Here is a 14,750-nt window from a genome sequence, read left to right as displayed (position 1 = left end):
CATGCGGAACTATTTTGCATATTGCTGCAATTCTGGATTAATCGGTGTATCCGCCATATTATTAGCATAATTGCAGAGCGATGCTAGGCTAACCCCTAAGACAACATCAAGAGCATTTTCTCGAGTATAACCCGCCTCCAAAAAATCAGCAAAGGCTTCATCTCCGACACGTCCCTTGGTGTTAATCACGGCAATGGTAAATTTAGCCAGCGTATCCAGCTTGGGATCGCTGTCAATAGGCGTACTGTTGCGCAGCGCTTCCAAAAGATCAGGGGACATTTGAATTTGCTTAATCGAAAAGGCCGTGTGACCGGCAACACAAAAGGCACAGCCATTGGTTACAGCCGCAGTAATCTGAACAACCTCCCTCTCTGTCGCTGTCAGGGAATTGCGGCGGTTAATAGCTCCAACGGTGCGGTAAGTTTCCAGTGCTGTCGGTGCATTAGCCAATAACCCGATAAGATTAGGAATATAACCGCCGTTATCCTTTTCAACCGCGCGCAGGGTTTCTTTGACTTCCTCAGGTGCAGTGTCAATGGTATGTATAGTAAATTTAGACATAAAATAACCTCGATTCTTTTTATATTGCTGATAGGATACCATCTCCCGCGCACTCTGCATAGTCTAAATTTTTTATGGTCAGCCATAAACAATCTATATGGCAAATATGAGGACAAGCATTCAGAAAATAAGCAAGGTACAGTATACTCACCTCGAGAAACAGCAAAAAGCCTCCCCGTAAAATAACGAGGAGACTTCGGTATTTCATTGCCTTAACACTAACACGAAAAGGCTTTAAAACTCGGCTTTCTGTTTTAAACAATCAGTAAATGATTATTTAAGAGTAACAGTAGCTCCAGCTTCTTCAAGTTTAGCCTTAAGTTCTTCAGCTTCTGCTGCTGCAACGCCTTCTTTAAGAACAGATGGTGCGTTATCAACAAGACCTTTAGCTTCTTTAAGGCCTTCGCCTGTGATTTCACGAACAACTTTGATAACAGCAACTTTCTTGTCGCCGCCAGCAGTCAATTCGATATCGAATGAATCTTTAGCTGCAGCTTCTTCTCCGCCAGCAGCACCAGCAGCAGCTACAGGAGCAGCTGCAGTTACGCCAAATTCTTCTTCGATAGCTTTTACAAGGTCGTTCAATTCAAGGATTGACGCTTCTTTAATTTCAGCAATAATGTTTTCAATGTTCAATGCCATTGTGATTTCCTCCAAAAATTTTATTGTTTAATGGTTTGCAGCACTAGGCTGCGTCTGAAAAGCGACTGATACTTATGCCACTTCGTCTTTGCTTTCGGCAACAGCCTTGACAGCGTAAGCAACGTTGCGTACAGGCGCTTGAAGCACAGAAAGGAGCATAGAAAGCATACCTTCGCGGTTTGGCAGAGCAGCCAGAGCTTTGATTTCTTCGACTGAAGAAACAGCACCTTCAACGGCACCGCCCTTAATTTCAAGTGCTTCAGCTTCTTTAGCAAAATCGTTGATGATTTTTGCTGGAGCTACGACGTCTTCGTTTGAGAAGGCTACAGCAGATGGCCCAACAAAAAGGTCTTTCATATCGTCAAGACCCGCTTTTTCAGCAGCACGAGTCAAGATTGAGTTTTTAATGACTTTAAATTCAACACCAGATTCACGAAGTGAACGGCGAAGATTGGTGTCTTGCTCAACTGTCAGACCACGTGAGTCAACGACAACGATAGACACAGCAGCTTTCATTTTTTCGGCAACTGCATCAACCAATTCAGCTTTTTTAGCAATAACAGCTTCACTCATTAAGTTTTACCTCCGTTTTTATTTTGTCTGGAAACGAAAAAATCGCATCCAAACCTAGACACGAAAGTACAAATACGTTTATAGACTAGCCAAGCAAGTTGGCCAAGATTTTACGTTTTTGTGCCTCGGCAGGATGTTTATGAGTTGAACTCCCCTGCTGTCTTAGGTCGGTTTTCTTAAAACCGTAACTATCTTAACATGCCAATACTCTCCTGTCAAGACTTTTATTTTAAATATCTGGCACTTCCTTATCTCTATAGGGCGCATTATGATGACTCACCTATATAAGCACAAGATAACATGTGTTATGGAGGAGCTTACCTTTTGTAAAACACTAACGTTGAAGTTTGCATAAGGAGATGAAAACTCCTATAAGATTTGATATGATGATAGTAAATTTATTACGAAAGGTATTCACCATGAAACAAAAAAGCATCTGGATAGTCGTTGGACTAGTTATGCTGGGGATTGTCATGCGCTCACCATTTACCACTATTCCAACCATATTATCCGATATCGCTAGGAGTTTGGAGGTTTCTGTTAGCTCTTTGGGAGCTTTGACTTCCATACCGCTGCTGATGTTTGCCGTCTTTTCATCATTGGCTCCTAAGCTGGCCCAGCGCTTTGGTCTGGAGCGCTTGATGGCAGCCACCTTGTTTCTTATGGCAATAGGTTCTGCTCTGCGGGTTATTGCTCTACCGGCTCTTTACCTAGGAACAGTGGTCGTCGGGGCTACTATTGCCTGTGTCAATGTTCTTTTGCCTAGTATCGTATCTCGCTATTTCCCGCATAAGGTTGGGATTTATACAACCCTTTACACCAGCGTTATGGGCTTATCCTCCACAATATTAACCTCATTAGCATCTCCTATCGCTCATATTGTCCGTTGGCGCGGCTTTATTCTTTGTCTGTCTGCTATCGTTTTACTAGCCTTTATCCTATGGCTGCCAAATATCAGCAAAAATGCTCAAGTCCAAATGGAGACTAAGACAGCAGAGCCTTCCCAGCAAAATCTCTGGACAAATAAATATGCCTTGGCCCTTTTGATCTTTGGTGGCTTGCAATCGCTGCTTTTTTATACCGAGATGACCTGGCTTCCTACTTTATCTCAGGCTGCTGGTTTCTCAGCCAGTCAAGCTGGCTCGCTCCTCGGGCTCTACAATCTGGTTAGTTTGCCCATGTCTTTGATGATCCCTAATCTGGTTACAAGTCAAAAGAGCCAACAGCGTACTTGGACCATGTCAGGATTTGCTGGTTTGACCTTTCTTGGGATCGCTATTCTTCTCTTTGCTCCAAAAACCTATTTCTTTTGGGCTGTAGGGCACGTCAGTCTAGGATTATCCGTCGCTGCTTTATTTCCCTATATGCTTGTTAGTTTCAATCTTAAAACGACCACAGCTCAAAATACCGCACATTTATCAGGTATGGTGCAAACAGGTGGTTACCTTTTAGCAGCCATCGGTCCAGTCCTTCTGGGTTACAGTCAAGAACTTTTTGGATCTTGGGAGGCTCTGCTCTGGATTTTAGCCGTCATGGCTGGGATAATGGGACTTGCCTTAGTAGCCTTTGAAAAGGCTGATAAAATTTTATAAAACTATGAAGCCAGACTGAGTAAGAAGAGTTTCAAATCTTTATTGATACAAAAAAACGAGCAAAATTAGAATTTTCATCAGAAACCTAATCTTGTTCGTTTTTTTTAATATGGCTGCCGTTCTTATACGACATCTTCACAGGTGATAACACCTTACAAATGAAGGCAAAACTCTTAATAGGAGGTCTTGCAGCCCAGGAGGAAGGCAGCAGCCTTTACTCATGGCTGCCTATCTCAGCCTCGTTCTCTTAAGACAGAATTATTATAGATACCTAGTATGTAAATAAGCTAATCCTTGACTTAGCAGCCAACAACCTATCTTAAGCGACTGGACAGGACTTGAATATCGCTCGGTCTGGTTCGGCAGCAGCCACCGACTACTTTAGCTCCTAACTTCTGCCAGTCCAACGTATTTTCCAAGAGGGTGTGTGAATGGTCTGGATCTTTGGTCCAAGTCTGACTAGCACCATCGTAAACCTCACCAGAGTTAGGATAGGTTACCAAAGGTTTCTGGCTATAGTTTCTCAGCCCTTGCAAAAAGCTGGGATAAACACTGGGTGAACTGCAATTGAGCCCAAGTGCTAAAATCTGCTGACTGTCATCAACCAAGGGAGCTACTTCTTTAATAGACGTCCCATCTGAAATAGACAAACCATCTTGAGAAGTAAAACTCATATAGGCTTCCATGTCCGGAAATTCATTTGCCAACAGTTGAACCAGAGCCTGAACTTCAAGAAAATTAGGCATTGTTTCTAAAGCCAGCAAGTCCACTCCTTGCTCCTGCAAAATAGCTATCCGAGGGCGATGAAAGGCCATAAGTTCTTCCTTCGTGACAGAGCCGTAGTCACCAGTATACTCTGAACCATCAGCTAGATAAGCAGCATAAGGACCGATATCTCCAGAGATTAAAGGATAAGGACGCTTAGACTGTTCATCTTCTGTCAGTTCAGACCAGACTTGATCTCGGGCAGCCCTAGCAATACTGACTGTCGAAGCAATAACCGCTCTAGCCTCCTCTTCAGACAGGCCATATTCTTTAAGCCCCGGCAAAGTTGCCTGGTAAGAAGCCGTAGTAACGATATCACTGCCTGCCCTCAGATAAGTTTCATGAATATCCTGAATAGCTTGTGGGTTTTCCAAAAGGTACTTGGCTGACCAGAGCTTACCAGAGACATCATAACCGCGGTACTCTAGCTCTGTTCCCAAAGCCCCATGCAAAATCAGGTTGTCTTGACTGATCAATAAATCCTTAAATCTTCCCATGAATTTTCCTCCTCAAAACAAAAACAATGATTAAACGTTTATCTATCAAAACTTTTTATAGCGCCAATAATGATAAAGATAACAGAAGGCAACAAAAGGAAGGCCAAAATATAGCCCAGCTCGCTGCTCCTTATCCCAAGCAATGCCGATGATAGATAGCCCCAAAAGGATAATAGTAATATAAGGCAAAATAGGATTAAAGGGTGTTTTATAATCCAAGTCACTGTCGCTGTGATCTTTGAGCCAAACCTTGCGGAAATTTATCTGAGAAATCGGAATAGATAGCCAGACTGCAACCACGGCAAAACCAGCAATAGAGACCAAAGCCAGATAGACCGTTGAGGCTGCATAGAAACTAGCAAAGAGAGACAAACCAGCCCCCAGCATGGACAGTAACATCGCCCGCATAGGAACACCGTGTTTATTGATTTTTACGACCCGCTTATCCAGCATACCTTCGTTAGCCAGGGACCAGAGCATTCGGCTGGAAGCATAGAGACCAGAATTCCCAGCCGACAAAATCGCTGTTAGGATAACGAAATTCATGATATCACCAGCATAAGGAATCCCCATCTTGTCAAAGACCAGCACAAACGGTGCATCTGTTACACCCGCTTCCTTCATAGGCAGAAGGGAAGCTAAAACTAAAATAGTCAGGACAAAAAAGATAACCAAACGGCCGATAGTCGTCTTAATAGCCTTTGGTACAGCCTCCTTTGGATTGTCCGTTTCCCCTGCTGCTATCCCAATCAGCTCTGTTCCTGAAAAGGCGTAGTTGACATTGAGCATGACAGAAATCACTGCAATAAAGCCTTTTGGAAAGGCACCCTGAGCCGTTAGATTCTCAAAGAGAACAGGATGATGATGCCCATTGAAAGAAACCAAGCCTACCATGGCGCCTAGACCTAGAGCAATAAAAACAACAATAGCGAGTACTTTAATACTAGAAAAGAAAGACTCCGTCTCAGCGAAGGATCGCACCGATAGAGCATTGATAGCAAAAACGACTAAGGCAAAGAAGGCCGCCGAAATCCAAGCTGGTATGGAAATCCAGCGTTCAACCAGTATCCCAGCTGCGAGGAACTCTGTCCCTAGAGCCACCGTCCAACAAATCCAATAGAGCCAGGCAACTGTAAAACCAGTCCCTGGGCTAATAAATTTGGTGGCATAGGTGTGAAAAGAACCTGTAACTGGCATAGCTACTGCCAGCTCCCCTAAAGAGAGCATGACCAGATAGACCACTACCGCTCCAACCAAATAAGACAGCACAGCTCCTAGCGGTCCTGCTTGGGCAATGGTATAGCCTGAACTTAAGAACAAACCAGTCCCAATAACCCCACCCAAAGAGAGCATGAAGAGATGGCGACTGGTCATCTTACGCTGAAATTTTCCTTGGTTTTCAAAATTATGATTATCCATACTACCTCCCAGTAACGAATTCCTATCTATGATAACACGAATCAGTAGTTCTTAGGACATAGTTATTTCTTATGAAACCATATAAAAAATTAATTGCACAGTTTTTCTTGGGAAAGTAAGTTTTAAATTTGGTTTTACATAAATATATTTACGCTTATAAAAAAGCGGAAAGCAAAAAGCCAACCTTCGCGGTCAGCCCTTTAACACTTGATTTATAGATTTTCTAGAATAGTATCCCAAGCTTGATTATAACCGTCCTTGGTTTCCGATGAGAAGACAACAAAACTATCTTGGCTATCAAAGTTGAGTTTCTTCTTAATCAGAGCTTCCTGCTTATTCCACTTGCCGCGCGGCACCTTGTCAGCCTTGGTTGCTACGATAATCACAGGAATTTCGTAGTACTTAAGGAAGTCATACATCTGCACATCGTCAGCTGTTGGCTCATGACGCAGATCCACCAAACTAACCACAACCCGCAGGTTATCACGGGTAACAAGGTACTCCTCGATCATTTTCCCCCATTTAGCCCGCTCGGCTTTGGAAACTTTAGCATAGCCATAACCGGGAACATCGACGAAGCGCAGTTTATCATCAATATTATAAAAATTAAGCAGCTGGGTCTTGCCAGGCTTACTAGAGGTTCGAGCTAACTTTTTACGATCCAGCAAAGTATTAATAAAACTAGACTTGCCCACATTAGAACGGCCTGCCAAAGCTACCTCCGGCAAGTCGTCTTTTGGGTAATGGGATTTGTTCGCAGCACTCAGGAGAATTGAGGCATTATGGGTATTCAAAACTTCTTCTGCCATCACTAACCTCTACGCTGTTTTCAAGATAGGTTTGTCTGTCCCTTCGACCGCAGCCTTGGTCACACGCACACTGGTCACTTCTTCTTGACTCGGTACTTCAAACATAATATCCATCATGGTTTCTTCGATGATCGACCGCAGACCGCGGGCACCAGTCTTACGTTCAATAGCCTTTTGAGCGATCGCTTCAAGAGCCTCTTGGTCAAATTCTAAATCAACTCCGTCGTAGGAAAGGAGGGTCTTGTACTGCTTGACCAAGGCGTTCTTAGGCTCAGTCAAGATCCGTACCAAATCGTCAACCGTCAGCTGTTCAAGAGCAGCTAAAACAGGCAAACGACCGATAAATTCGGGAATCAAGCCAAATTTCTGAATATCTTCTGAGATAATTTGCTGCATATAAGAAGCATCATCATCCAGTGACTTGTTATTTTGGCCAAAACCGATGACCTTTTCACCCAAGCGTTGTTTAACAATATCTTCAATCCCATCGAAGGCTCCGCCAACGATAAAAAGAATATTCTTAGTATCAATCTGAATCATCTCTTGATTTGGATGCTTGCGGCCACCTTGAGGAGGAACACTGGCGACGGTTCCTTCAACAATTTTCAAGAGAGCTTGCTGAACCCCTTCACCAGAAACATCTCGAGTGATGGAAACATTTTCACCCTTCTTGGCGATCTTGTCGATTTCATCGACATAGATAATCCCTCGCTCAGCCCGCTCAATATTGAAATCGGCCGCCTGAATTAGTTTAAGCAGGATATTTTCCACATCTTCTCCGACATAACCAGCCTCGGTTAAAGCCGTTGCATCTGCAATAGCAAAAGGCACATTGAGACTTTTGGCCAAGGTTTGAGCCAAAAAAGTTTTACCCGAACCTGTCGGACCAATCATGAGAATATTGGATTTTTGCAAATCGACATCCTCATCTTGAGAACTTTCGACGAAGCTAATCCGTTTATAGTGATTATAAACCGCAACAGCTAAGGCTCGTTTAGCTCGATCTTGTCCGATAACATAGTCATCTAAAATCTGCAGGAGCTCTTTTGGTTTAGGAACTTCTGTCAAATCAGCCAAAACTTCTTCGGCTAATTCTTCGTTGATAATTTCCTGGGACAAAGCCACGCATTCGTTACAAATGAAAACGCCATTACCGGCAATAATCTTTCTAACTTCTGTTTGGTTCTTGCCACAAAATGAGCAATAGACCATTACGTCATTATTAGTATTATCTGTCATAGTCGCTTACAATCGTCCTATCTATTCTTAAAAAAGTGTGCCATAAAAGGCATGAATGGTATTAATAAGGTTGGTTAAAGCATTGAGGAGAAAAAGAGTCCCGAGGCCATAACGATTCTTACGAAAGGCGGGGAGAGCACAGAGCACACAAATAATGGCCAATAGTGCCGTAAACACCCCAAAAATACTTCTTTGCATGAAAGTCTTCCTTATCTTATCTTGTTAAATTTTGAAATAGTAAAACTATAGGGATTATTCTGGTCCTTGGAGAAATCCTCCTGTTCAACCAGCTGATAATCCTCTAAGGAAATCTCTGGGAAGTAGGTATCTCCTTCAAAACAGGCATGGATGGTCGTCTTCACCAAGCTATCATAATAATCCCTGAATGCGGAATAGACACCGGAGCCTCCTGCAATATAGAGATCCTTCTCCTGTTGGCTGAACCATGTTAAGACTTCTTCTGGACTAGAGACTATCTTAACCCCATCAGCCTGATAAGTATTATCGCGAGTTAAGATGAGAATCTCTCGTCCCGGCAAAACCCGACGCCCCATACCATCAAAAGTTTTTCTTCCCATTAAAACTGCTTGACCCATAGTCGTCTTTTTAAAGTGGGCCAACTCAGCCGGCAAGTGCCAAGGCATAGTCTGCTTACTACCAATGAGACCGAACTCGTCCTGAGCCCAGATAGCAATGATTTTCTTCCCTTTTTTAATGTTGTCCATATCGACTTCATTCTATCAGAAATTAAGAAAAAATGCATTTGAAAAAATTCAAACACATTTTTAATAATCGGTAATAAAGGCGGGCTCAAATTGCCAAGTCAAACTTGAGCTGAGGTTTAACGGGCTCGTAATCCAGCAGTTCGAAATCCTCCGGCTTGATGTCAAAAAAATTCGTCCCATCTGGAACATTGAGCACTAAGTGAGGCTGGCAATCGGTTGCCTGACGTTTCAGCAGTTCCCTAGCCTGCTCAAACTGATTATCGTAGATATGAAGGTTATTGACAAAATAGAAAAATTTACCAACTTTCCAGCCAAAGTGTTTAGCAATCATCATTTGCAAAGCCACATACTGCATGGCATTGATATGGTGAGCCACCAGCATATCATTGGAGCGCTGGGTCAGGGTGGCATCCAAATAGATATCCCCATCTACCCGACGAACATCAAGCATGGTCTGAAAGGCGCAAGGAAGCAATCCTTCCGATTCCTCAAACGCTTCATAATCCCAAAGAGAGATGACATTGCGGCGGTTCCAAGGATTGGCTTCTAACTGTTTGAGAATTTTATTGATGATGTCGTGCTTTTTTACAACGGCACCGTAACGCTGGCCAATAGTCCCGGTATTACCAACTTCCCAGTCATTCCAGTATTTAACCTTGTACTTATCATTTAGAAGTCCTAGATCATTAGACTGATCTTGATAAATCCAAAAAATTTCCTTGATAGCTGATTTAATAGGAATGGGCCGCAAAGTCGTAATAGGAAACTCTCCCTTGGCCAGATCATACTCGGCAAAGGAACCTGTGATATATTTTGAGTTGGCTGTTTGGCCATTCTTATATTTGGGCCGAGCCTGTTCAGACCAAACCCCTTCGTCCATAATTTTCTCAATATTAGCCCTAAAAATAGCATCTGCTTTAGTCATGAAAGCACCTCTCTTGGTAAATGTTACTGCATTACTGCCTCTTATTCTAGCTAATTTTTTTGGAAAATGCTAATATCAGCCTTCAGGCAGAACAGCGAAGAAAACTGCCGCTGCTCTTAAGACGTTTAAAAAATCGACTGCAATTTCACTTCTGTCCATGGCCTTGATAGTTTTATAAAATCAGACCTCGGGATAGATTCACCCTCCTTGGACTCGATTTCAGTTTTTTTAGCAGGGCTTTCATGACATTTATGTTACAATGGAACTATATAAATCACTTAACAGAAGGTATCTTATGTCTATTGGAATTGATAAGATTGGTTTTGCTACAGCTAAATACCAGTTGAAGATGGCAGATTTAGCTGCGGCCCGTGACACTGATCCCAATAAATACTCAGTCGGATTGATGTTAGACAGTCTCAGTATCGCCCCAATCACTGAAGATATCGTGACGCTGGGGGCTGCGGCTGCTGATCAAATCCTCACCGAGGAAGATAAAGCCACTATTGATATGATTATCGTCGCAACAGAATCTAGTATCGACCAGAGTAAGGCTGCGGCTGTTTTTATTCACGGTTTGCTAGGTATCCAACCCTTTGCCCGCAGTCTGGAAATGAAAGAAGCCTGCTACAGTGCGACAGCAGCCTTAAACTACGCTAAACTCCATGTGACCACCAAACCTCATTCCAAGGTTCTGGTTATCGCCAGTGATATTGCCAAATATGGACTCAGAACCTCTGGCGAACCGACTCAAGGAGCTGGTGCTCTTGCTATGCTCGTAACCAGTCAGCCTCGGATACTGGCTCTCAATGATGATAATGTAGCCCAGACTCGTGATGTCATGGACTTCTGGCGCCCTAACTACTCAAATACTCCCTTTGTTCAAGGGATGTTTTCAACCAAACAATACCTAGACTGTTTAAAAACAACATGGGCTGAATATCAACAACGCTATGAGACGAGCTTAGAAGACTTCGCTGCCTTTTGTTTCCATATTCCGTATCCTAAACTGGCCAATAAGGGACTTAATAAATTATTGGATAAGTCGGTGCCAGATGAAAAGAGGGAACAAATTCAGCAAAACTTTGAGGCTTCCATTAATTATAGCCGACAGATCGGAAATATTTACACTGGTTCGCTTTACTTAAGTTTCTTGTCTTTATTGGAAAACACCAAAACCTTGAAGGCTGGCGATAAGATCGGCTTCTTTAGTTACGGATCTGGGGCAGTATCAGAAATCTTCAGCGGTCAGCTAGTCACTGGTTTTGAAAGCAAGTTAGAAAAAGGCCGTCAGGCTCAGTTGGAACAGCGGCAAACACTGTCAGTTGCTGACTATGAAAAAATTTTCTTTGAAGAAGCTCAGCTGGATGACCAAGGCAATGCCGAATTTAACAGTTATGATACCCATAGCTTTACCCTAGACCGTATCGATCAACATCAGAGACTTTACAAGAGGAATGAGATTTTATGACTGCTAGGAATCAAAAGCCTACACGGCCCAAACACACTATTCGCAACCTACTGGCTACCATTGGTTTCGTATTTGTCATTGGGGCCTTGGCTTTTATGTTGAAGAACCACAGCTTCAAACCCAGCCAATTATTAAAAGCTGAAAAAACCAGCCAAACGATTAAGAAGACAAAGCAAAGTATAAACACTAAATCCAGTAGCAGCAAGAAAGTCAACTGGGAAAAGCAAGATGAAACAGTTAAGGTACCCATTCTTATGTACCATGCTATCCATGTTATGGATCCGTCAGAGGAAGGCAGCGCCAATCTGATTGTCAGTCCTGATACCTTTGAAAATCACATTAAGGCTCTCAAAGACCAGAACTACTACTTCCTGACACCTGAGGAAGCCTACAAGGTCTTATCAGAAAATGTTCTCCCTGATGGAAATAAAAAAATTGTCTGGTTGACCTTTGATGATGGTGATGCCGATTTTGTCAATGCAGCCGCTATTATGAAAAAATATGGCGCAGTCGGCACCAATAATATTATCACCAGTTATGTTGATAAGGAAGGATTCTTGTCAAGTGATCAGATTAAAGAGATGGCTAAGGATGGTATGTCCTTCCAAAGTCACACTGTCAACCACCCAGATTTATCAACTCAATCCAATGATAGTCAAAACACCGAGCTGGGAGAATCGAAATCTTGGTTAGACAGTTTACTCAAACAAGATACCCTAGCCCTTGCCTATCCTTCCGGCCGCTTCAATGACAGTACCAAATCACTGGCTGAGCAGGCCGGCTACAAGATGGCCGTGACAACTAATGAAGGTCTGGCCAGTGCAGATGATGGCCTCTACGCCCTCAATCGGGTAAGAATTCTGCCAAGTACTACTGCCGATGATTTGCTCAATACTATTGCTTGGTAAACATAATAATATTAGAAAGTCCAGCCCTTTGGTGGGGCCGGACTTTTTGGTTGTCTATCTTATCTATAAATTTAGTTGAAGGCTTTTCCTTTAATAGCCTTAGCCGAACTCTGAAGTTTTTGTTTTTCCTCTTCACTTAGAGCTAAAGGTACGCGCTCCAGCACTCCCTGACGGCCGATGATAGCTGGATAGCTAAGATAGATAGCATTGTCTCTATCATAATTGGAGACCGGCAAAATTTGATGACTATCGGTCAGAATAGCTTCTAAAAGCAGGTGGGTGGAGCTGGCAATAGCAAAATTGGTATAGCGTTTACCGTTAAAAACTTGCTGACCACCTCGACGTACAGCCGCTTCAATATGTTCCTGTTCAACTGAACCCAGCTGGTCCAGATTGACCGTTGACCAAGCCGTAAACTGACTATCTCCATGTTCACCCAGAACATAGCCTTGGATCGACTGAGGTGCCAGTCCTGTTGCCTTGGACAATTGATTTTTAAGCCGGCTGCTATCCAGCAGGGTACCAGTCCCCATAATTCTGTCCTTAGGATAGTCCAACTCTCGCTGCAAGACCGTGGTAATGGCATCACAAGGATTAGAAATCACAATAATTAAACCAGAGAAATGCGTTCTTTTCAAACGCGCAGCAATTTCTTTAGCATTGGCAATATTAATAGTGAGCTCGACCCAACGATCGGGATTGTCACCAAAATAGGCCTTGATATCACCGACAGCGACCACCAAGACATCGACATCATCTAAAAGGCTATCATCATTGGCGGCAATCTTGACATAATGAGGACTCGTTGCCAAACTATCCTCGAGATCTAATTGATCAGCAAATAATTTGTCTTCTCGCTTATCAAGAAGCACCAGCTCATCGGCAAGACCTGAACGGACCAAGTTACCAGCCAGTGTACTGCCAACATTTCCCATTCCAATAATTCCAACTTTTCGAGCCATAAAATTACCTCCTCTAATTTACAGTCAGCTTACCACTATTGCCTAAGCCTGTAAAATAGTTAATGCTTATAAGACCTTATAAATTTAAGCAAGATAGCATTGGTGAAAGGTATGATGGGTTTAAGCTTATCCTGAATCGCTTGGCAGCAACTTGAGCTTTCCCTTAAATATTAGTCTCTCAGATACTTTCTAAAACAGAAAAAAATGAACCAGCGTCCAGCGCATCAGTCCATCTTTCATTCCCGCTTAATCCAGCAATCCCAATCTTTCAAAAGCCTTGTAAAGGCCATCATCTTCTACATCAGCGGTCACTAAGTCAGCCATAGCTAAAATTTCAGGCCCACCGTTGCCCATGGCAACCCCCAAAGCACAGTAGTCCAGCATAGGAATATCCACCTTGGCATCACCAAAAGCAATAGTATCAGCTTTATCCCTTCCCAGATAGTCTAAGAGAACATCAATAGCATGAGCCTTATCAATATTGGCAACGCCTAAATCACCAAAGAGAGCCGTTTCACCACGACCGCCCCAAGTACCAGCCTTAAGCTGGGGGAAGGCTTCTTTAGAGTCTAAGTGGTCTTGATAAGATTTGAGGATAAAACTAACTTTATTGAGGTCCTTGCGATAAAGATTACCACCATAGACCAAACCATGCAAAACATCTTCTGCTTCCATATTCTTAACTTGGGCTTCTTTGGCTCCTTTGGTCAGAACGTAAGCCCGCATAACTGGTCTAGCAGCTTCTTTGAAATGCTCACTGGCAAAGAGACCACTATTGCTTTCCAAGTAAAATTCCAGCCCGCGCTCATGCAGCCAATCAACAATAGCCCGACTATCTTCCTCAGAAATCACTTGGTGCATAAGGACTGTTCCTTGATGCTCTACATAGGAACCATTCCCACCAATCATCCCATCTAAGCCCATGTCCCAGAGTTCAGGCTGGACTTCAGCATGGCTGCGGCCGGTACAGATATAGACTAAATGCCCATTGGCTCTAGCCCTTTGTACAGCCTCAACAGCAGATTGAGGCAGATGATTTTCATAATCCACCAAGGTGCCATCCACATCTAAAAATACAACTTTTTGGGTCATCCTGATACCTCCACTTCTTTATAATGTTATTATAAAGAGCTAACGCCAGAAATGATGCCTTTTTTCTTCGAAAAACTGATACTATCCTATGCTAATCCCAAAATTTGCAATCTAGGAGTCTAACCGTTATGATAAAGACATGACATCTATTAAAACAATCATGAACCAACTTCCCAATAAATTAGCCTTTTATGATAAAAAGGGTCTGCCTCTCTACAATAATGGTCAAGCCGACGGCAGTCTCTTGCCAGACCAAGAAGCTCATCCCTTGGAAGATTGGTTGCTAAAGAAACTTACTGAGAATCCCACCAAATCTTTAAGCTTTCAGGTACCTACTCAAGCCTTTGACCAGATTTTAATGCAAACTTACCAGGCAGCCTTGGATGAACAGGGACAGATTATCGGTATTATGGAAACCATCACCGATTTCAAAGAGCCCCTGACGACCTATCTGGAAGATAGCGCCCAAGCCTTAGTTGGCTGGTCCGATGCCACTTCTGGCCCTTCTATCAAAAGCGAAGACTGAATTTCCATAAAATACCCACAGCAAAAAGCCTCCAGCCAAATAGA

Annotated in this window: 16 protein-coding genes and 1 other annotated feature; of the genes, 4 read left to right on the top strand and 12 right to left on the bottom strand. The window is 43.0% G+C overall.

Going from position 1 to position 14,750, the window contains the following annotated elements:
- Positions 1-9: 9 nt before the first annotated feature.
- The 3 genes from G7Y32_RS08935 to rplJ all read right to left on the bottom strand — a co-directional run bounded on the left by G7Y32_RS08935 (position 10) and on the right by rplJ (position 1,776).
- The gene (locus G7Y32_RS08935) at positions 10-561 is read right to left on the bottom strand and encodes a carboxymuconolactone decarboxylase family protein (RefSeq protein WP_165213028.1); all 552 of its coding nucleotides are present in this window, start codon (positions 559-561) and stop codon (positions 10-12) included.
- 273 nt (positions 562-834) lie between these two features.
- The gene (gene rplL / locus G7Y32_RS08930) at positions 835-1,203 is read right to left on the bottom strand and encodes a 50S ribosomal protein L7/L12 (protein WP_002262825.1); all 369 of its coding nucleotides are present in this window, start codon (positions 1,201-1,203) and stop codon (positions 835-837) included.
- A 72-nt stretch (positions 1,204-1,275) separates the two neighbouring features.
- Positions 1,276-1,776: a 50S ribosomal protein L10 gene (gene rplJ, locus G7Y32_RS08925; protein ID WP_165213026.1), complete on the bottom strand. Its 501-nt coding sequence runs from the start codon at positions 1,774-1,776 to the stop codon at positions 1,276-1,278.
- Positions 1,777-1,802: 26 nt separating this feature from the next.
- Positions 1,803-1,961: a sequence feature (ribosomal protein L10 leader region), on the bottom strand.
- A gap of 234 nt (positions 1,962-2,195) precedes the next feature.
- Here rplJ and G7Y32_RS08920 point away from each other — a divergent pair.
- The gene (locus tag G7Y32_RS08920; RefSeq protein WP_165213024.1) at positions 2,196-3,368 is read left to right on the top strand and encodes a CynX/NimT family MFS transporter; all 1,173 of its coding nucleotides are present in this window, start codon (positions 2,196-2,198) and stop codon (positions 3,366-3,368) included.
- 314 nt (positions 3,369-3,682) lie between these two features.
- Here G7Y32_RS08920 and mmuM read toward each other — a convergent pair whose 3' ends face one another.
- The 7 genes from mmuM to G7Y32_RS08885 form a co-directional block, all read right to left on the bottom strand.
- Positions 3,683-4,630 (bottom strand): homocysteine S-methyltransferase, encoded by a 948-nt coding sequence (gene mmuM / locus G7Y32_RS08915; RefSeq protein ID WP_165213022.1) that lies wholly within the window; start codon positions 4,628-4,630, stop codon positions 3,683-3,685.
- A gap of 45 nt (positions 4,631-4,675) precedes the next feature.
- Positions 4,676-6,049 (bottom strand): amino acid permease, encoded by a 1,374-nt coding sequence (locus G7Y32_RS08910; protein WP_165213020.1) that lies wholly within the window; start codon positions 6,047-6,049, stop codon positions 4,676-4,678.
- Positions 6,050-6,261: 212 nt separating this feature from the next.
- Positions 6,262-6,858 (bottom strand): ribosome biogenesis GTP-binding protein YihA/YsxC, encoded by a 597-nt coding sequence (yihA, locus tag G7Y32_RS08905; protein WP_165213018.1) that lies wholly within the window; start codon positions 6,856-6,858, stop codon positions 6,262-6,264.
- Between the two features lie 9 nt (positions 6,859-6,867).
- Positions 6,868-8,097 (bottom strand): ATP-dependent Clp protease ATP-binding subunit ClpX, encoded by a 1,230-nt coding sequence (gene clpX, locus G7Y32_RS08900; RefSeq protein WP_004226719.1) that lies wholly within the window; start codon positions 8,095-8,097, stop codon positions 6,868-6,870.
- 27 nt (positions 8,098-8,124) lie between these two features.
- Positions 8,125-8,295, bottom strand: a complete 171-nt coding sequence (locus G7Y32_RS08895) for a hypothetical protein (protein WP_004227880.1) — start codon at positions 8,293-8,295, stop codon at positions 8,125-8,127.
- An 11-nt stretch (positions 8,296-8,306) separates the two neighbouring features.
- Positions 8,307-8,822 (bottom strand): dihydrofolate reductase, encoded by a 516-nt coding sequence (locus G7Y32_RS08890; protein ID WP_165213016.1) that lies wholly within the window; start codon positions 8,820-8,822, stop codon positions 8,307-8,309.
- An 85-nt stretch (positions 8,823-8,907) separates the two neighbouring features.
- Complete coding sequence (locus G7Y32_RS08885; RefSeq protein ID WP_165213014.1) at positions 8,908-9,747, bottom strand: thymidylate synthase; 840 nt, start codon at positions 9,745-9,747, stop codon at positions 8,908-8,910.
- Positions 9,748-10,042: 295 nt separating this feature from the next.
- Between G7Y32_RS08885 and G7Y32_RS08880 the strand changes: the two genes are divergently transcribed.
- Both G7Y32_RS08880 and G7Y32_RS08875 read left to right on the top strand, forming a co-directional pair.
- Entirely contained in the window at positions 10,043-11,218 is a 1,176-nt protein-coding gene (locus G7Y32_RS08880) for a hydroxymethylglutaryl-CoA synthase (RefSeq protein ID WP_165213012.1), read from the top strand.
- Positions 11,215-12,126 (top strand): polysaccharide deacetylase family protein, encoded by a 912-nt coding sequence (locus G7Y32_RS08875; protein ID WP_165213010.1) that lies wholly within the window; start codon positions 11,215-11,217, stop codon positions 12,124-12,126. Before G7Y32_RS08880 ends, G7Y32_RS08875 begins: the two co-directional genes overlap by 4 nt.
- A 71-nt stretch (positions 12,127-12,197) precedes the next feature.
- Here G7Y32_RS08875 and G7Y32_RS08870 read toward each other — a convergent pair whose 3' ends face one another.
- Positions 12,198-13,088, bottom strand: coding sequence for a lactate/malate family dehydrogenase (locus G7Y32_RS08870; protein ID WP_165213008.1), 891 nt, complete (start codon positions 13,086-13,088; stop codon positions 12,198-12,200).
- A 246-nt stretch (positions 13,089-13,334) separates the two neighbouring features.
- The gene (locus G7Y32_RS08865) at positions 13,335-14,180 is read right to left on the bottom strand and encodes a Cof-type HAD-IIB family hydrolase (RefSeq protein WP_165213006.1); all 846 of its coding nucleotides are present in this window, start codon (positions 14,178-14,180) and stop codon (positions 13,335-13,337) included.
- Positions 14,181-14,319: 139 nt separating this feature from the next.
- On the opposite strand from G7Y32_RS08865, the gene G7Y32_RS08860 reads away from it, so the two are divergent.
- Positions 14,320-14,706: a sodium transporter gene (locus tag G7Y32_RS08860; protein ID WP_165213004.1), complete on the top strand. Its 387-nt coding sequence runs from the start codon at positions 14,320-14,322 to the stop codon at positions 14,704-14,706.
- Positions 14,707-14,750: the final 44 nt, after the last annotated feature.

It is taken from the genome of Streptococcus tangpeifui, assembly GCF_011038795.1.
Taxonomy (GTDB): Bacteria; Bacillota; Bacilli; order Lactobacillales; family Streptococcaceae; genus Streptococcus; species Streptococcus tangpeifui.
Note: the sequence above shows the minus strand (reverse complement) of the source record. Positions and strands in the feature narration are given on the sequence as shown.

Excerpts from the sequence above, each read along its gene's own strand:
- G7Y32_RS08935 (WP_165213028.1), bottom strand. The coding sequence starts at position 561 with ATGTCTAAATTTACTATACATACCATTGACACTGCACCTGAGGAAGTC.
- rplL (WP_002262825.1), bottom strand. The coding sequence starts at position 1,203 with ATGGCATTGAACATTGAAAACATTATTGCTGAAATTAAAGAAGCGTCA.
- rplJ (WP_165213026.1), bottom strand. The coding sequence starts at position 1,776 with ATGAGTGAAGCTGTTATTGCTAAAAAAGCTGAATTGGTTGATGCAGTT.
- G7Y32_RS08920 (WP_165213024.1), top strand. The coding sequence starts at position 2,196 with ATGAAACAAAAAAGCATCTGGATAGTCGTTGGACTAGTTATGCTGGGG.
- mmuM (WP_165213022.1), bottom strand. The coding sequence starts at position 4,630 with ATGGGAAGATTTAAGGATTTATTGATCAGTCAAGACAACCTGATTTTG.
- G7Y32_RS08910 (WP_165213020.1), bottom strand. The coding sequence starts at position 6,049 with ATGGATAATCATAATTTTGAAAACCAAGGAAAATTTCAGCGTAAGATG.
- yihA (WP_165213018.1), bottom strand. The coding sequence starts at position 6,858 with ATGGCAGAAGAAGTTTTGAATACCCATAATGCCTCAATTCTCCTGAGT.
- clpX (WP_004226719.1), bottom strand. The coding sequence starts at position 8,097 with ATGACAGATAATACTAATAATGACGTAATGGTCTATTGCTCATTTTGT.
- G7Y32_RS08895 (WP_004227880.1), bottom strand. The coding sequence starts at position 8,295 with ATGCAAAGAAGTATTTTTGGGGTGTTTACGGCACTATTGGCCATTATT.
- G7Y32_RS08890 (WP_165213016.1), bottom strand. The coding sequence starts at position 8,822 with ATGGACAACATTAAAAAAGGGAAGAAAATCATTGCTATCTGGGCTCAG.
- G7Y32_RS08885 (WP_165213014.1), bottom strand. The coding sequence starts at position 9,747 with ATGACTAAAGCAGATGCTATTTTTAGGGCTAATATTGAGAAAATTATG.
- G7Y32_RS08880 (WP_165213012.1), top strand. The coding sequence starts at position 10,043 with ATGTCTATTGGAATTGATAAGATTGGTTTTGCTACAGCTAAATACCAG.
- G7Y32_RS08875 (WP_165213010.1), top strand. The coding sequence starts at position 11,215 with ATGACTGCTAGGAATCAAAAGCCTACACGGCCCAAACACACTATTCGC.
- G7Y32_RS08870 (WP_165213008.1), bottom strand. The coding sequence starts at position 13,088 with ATGGCTCGAAAAGTTGGAATTATTGGAATGGGAAATGTTGGCAGTACA.
- G7Y32_RS08865 (WP_165213006.1), bottom strand. The coding sequence starts at position 14,180 with ATGACCCAAAAAGTTGTATTTTTAGATGTGGATGGCACCTTGGTGGAT.
- G7Y32_RS08860 (WP_165213004.1), top strand. The coding sequence starts at position 14,320 with ATGACATCTATTAAAACAATCATGAACCAACTTCCCAATAAATTAGCC.